Here is a 2,859-nt window from a genome sequence, read left to right on the forward strand (position 1 = left end):
GTGGTCCCGCTACCTATCACCCGCGGAACGGGGATGCCACTGTCGGCGAGATTCGACACGATGCGGGCCTCGCGTGCGACGTCGTGGGCCGATTGGGCATGGCCGCCAGGCGGCGGTTCGCGCAACACCCATTCCCCACCGTCCGCGGCGGTGATGATCGTGGTGATGTTGGATTGTCCGAAACCGACGCGGGCGATCGTGACGTCACCGACAACGCGCTCACCGTGCGATCGAAGCCAAGCGGATACGGCGGCGGGGTCGTCGCACATCAACCCGGAGACCGCCGCTTCGCGCGCGCCGGCTGCCGACATCGCCCACCTCCTCACCGATCGACGCAGGACCTCTGGTCGTTATTATTTAATCCAGATTAGACCATCGGGCCCCGACATCAAAGGCCGAGGCGGGGTCAACACCGATCCATTTCTATTTTGAGTTAGATTTTTTGCGTCTTCACGTCACCTGCTTGCTGGACTTCGACGTCAACGAGCCAGCTGCTGGGCGAGTTTGTACTTCTGAACCTTGCCCGTCGGTGTCCTTGGCAGGTCCTCGGCGGCACAGAATACGACCTTCTTCGGCACCTTGAACTTGGCGAGGCTCGCTCGGCACATCGCCAGCACATCGTCTTCGGTCAGTACGGCACCGGGAGCAGGAACCACTACGGCACAACCAATTTCACCCCAACGATCGTCCACCAGCCCGATGGCGAACACCTGGCTGATGTCGTCGTGCCGAGCGAGGACGTCCTCGATCTCCTTTGGCATCACCAGCTCACCACCACTCTTGTAGAGCTCCTTGCTTCGCCCGGTGACTTGGAGGTATCCGTCTGAGCGCACGACCCCGAGATCGCCGGAGTGCAGCCACTCGCCTCGGAGGGCCGCCGCCGTCTGCTCGGGCCTGTTCCAGAAGCCCTGCATGACGGTCGGGCCGCACGACACCAACTCGCCTTCCTCACCGACCGTCATGTCGGCGCCGGTGATCGGATCGACCGTCTTGTATCCGACCAGCTCGTCGGTCCCTGTAATTGACGCCGTACCAGCCATTTTCGGCCTGCCCACGGTCTCCGTCACGAGGTGTAGCGGATCCTCGGGACGCGTGAGCGTCATTGCGCCGCCGCATTCCGTCATCCCGTATCCGGTGACGATCTCGTGCACACCGAAGTCGTCCGCAATCTGCGTCCAGAGCCAGATCGGTGCCGGAGCGGAGCCGCAGAGGATCGCGTTGAGTGAGGTGAGGTCGTACCGCGACCGAGCTGGGCTCTCCACCATCGCAACGGCCATCGTCGGCACGCAGAGGATGTCGGTGGCGCGGTGGCGTTGGATGCCCGCGAAGTAGCGCTCCGCACTGAATCCGGTGAGCAGGATGACGGCGCCGCCAACGTACATCACGGACAGCAGGCCCTCCACGTACCCAAACATGTGATAGCAGGGCAGCGAAAACAGGATCCGACGGCCATCTTCGAAGGCGCGGGTGAGCGCGGATGCGTACGCGGTCCGCAAGACGGCATCGTGCGATGTGACTACGCCTTTCGGTGTTCCGGTGGTTCCGCTGGTGTAGAGCATGTCGGCAGGGTCGTCTGGGTGGGGCGCGATATTGGTGCCGTGGCGATGGCGTCCCAATGCGACCAGACTGGCGACCGAATGAATGCCGCTGCGCGCACGTTCATCCGTGTCGAGGAGCACGACATGGCGCAACGTCGGCAACGGGTCACCCGCGGACGTTGGCCGGTGCGCGAAGGCGACCGAGTCCCAGCCAGGGGCTATGCCGTCCAGCATCGCCTGGTAGTCCAGGCCGTCGAACCCCGTCATCGTCACCAGGACGCGGCATCCCGAGTCGGCCAGCACGTACGCCAATTCGTCTTGCTTGTAGAGGAAGTTGAAGGGTACGGCGATGGCTCCAACACGCGAGATCGCGAACTTGAGGGTCACGAACTCGGGGTAGTTCGCGATGACCATGCCGACGCGGTCCCCGGGCCTGACGCCCAGTTCGCGTAAACCGGCTGCTAGACACTGCGATTGATACGCCACGTCTCGATAGGTGAGCGTCGAGTGGTCACAAATGACGAGGGGCCGACTTCCGAAGGATCGGGCACTCGCGTCGAGCCGACGGTGCAGCGTGGTGGGCTTCCACACCGGGATGGCGGCACGCAGCGCGGCCCGCCTGGCCTCAATGTGATGTTGAGAGGTCATCATCGCCATCCGTCAGATCTCGCGCAGATGCCCGTGCATGATGGCGTCACGCAGTTCGAACTTGCGCACCTTGCCCGTCGGCGTCAGGGGCAGGGCGTCGGTGACGAACCACCGCGCAGGCACCTTGAAGGGGGCCAGCCGCCTACCGACGTACTCGACGATGTCGGCCACGAGCAGATCGGGCACGTCATCCCTGATCCGGATCGCCGCGGCCACGATCTCGCCCCAGCGCTCGTCGGGCAGTCCGACGACCGATGCCTCGAGGACGGCTTCGTGATCGACCAGGACGCTTTCGATCTCGGCAGGCGAGATGTTCTCTCCCCCCCTGATGATCAGTTCCTTCAGCCGGCCGGTGACGCTGAGATATCCGCGTTCGTCCAGGGTCCCGAGGTCACCGGTGTGGACGAACCCGTCGGCGTCGACGGTGCGTGCGGTCGCGTCGTGATCGTTGAGGTACCCGAGGAACTGCTGATACCCCCGTGCGCAGATCTCACCGGCTTCGCCCACCGCCAGCGTCTCGTTGGTCGTGGGGTCGACGATCTTGCACTCGACCAGCGGCAACGGCCGGCCTACGGTCGTCAGTTGATCGGCGCGCGAGTCGGAGGGCCTGGTCGCGGACAAGACCGGCGCAAGTTCGGTCTGCCCGAACAGGTTGATGACCGAGGCGCCGAAG

3 protein-coding genes are annotated in these 2,859 nt (G+C 64.3%); all 3 read right to left on the bottom strand.

Annotated features, from left to right (window positions below):
• A partial coding sequence (locus tag QOC69_RS27210; protein WP_526445535.1) for a phosphotransferase occupies nucleotides 1-311 on the bottom strand: 311 nt, incomplete at its 3' end.
• 168 nt (nucleotides 312-479) lie between these two features.
• A complete protein-coding gene (locus tag QOC69_RS27215) occupies nucleotides 480-2,186 on the bottom strand; it encodes a class I adenylate-forming enzyme family protein (RefSeq protein ID WP_526445537.1) in 1,707 nt (568 codons plus the stop codon).
• Nucleotides 2,187-2,198: 12 nt separating this feature from the next.
• Nucleotides 2,199-2,859: class I adenylate-forming enzyme family protein (locus tag QOC69_RS27220; protein WP_526445539.1), on the bottom strand; the 661-nt coding region annotated here is incomplete at its 5' end.

The organism is Mycobacterium sp. (assembly GCF_032162105.1).
In the GTDB taxonomy this organism is placed as follows: Bacteria; Actinomycetota; Actinomycetes; order Mycobacteriales; family Mycobacteriaceae; genus Mycobacterium.

Coding starts and splice junctions, on each gene's coding strand:
- QOC69_RS27215 (WP_526445537.1), bottom strand. CDS start 2,186: ATGACCTCTCAACATCACATTGAGGCCAGGCGGGCCGCGCTGCGTGCC.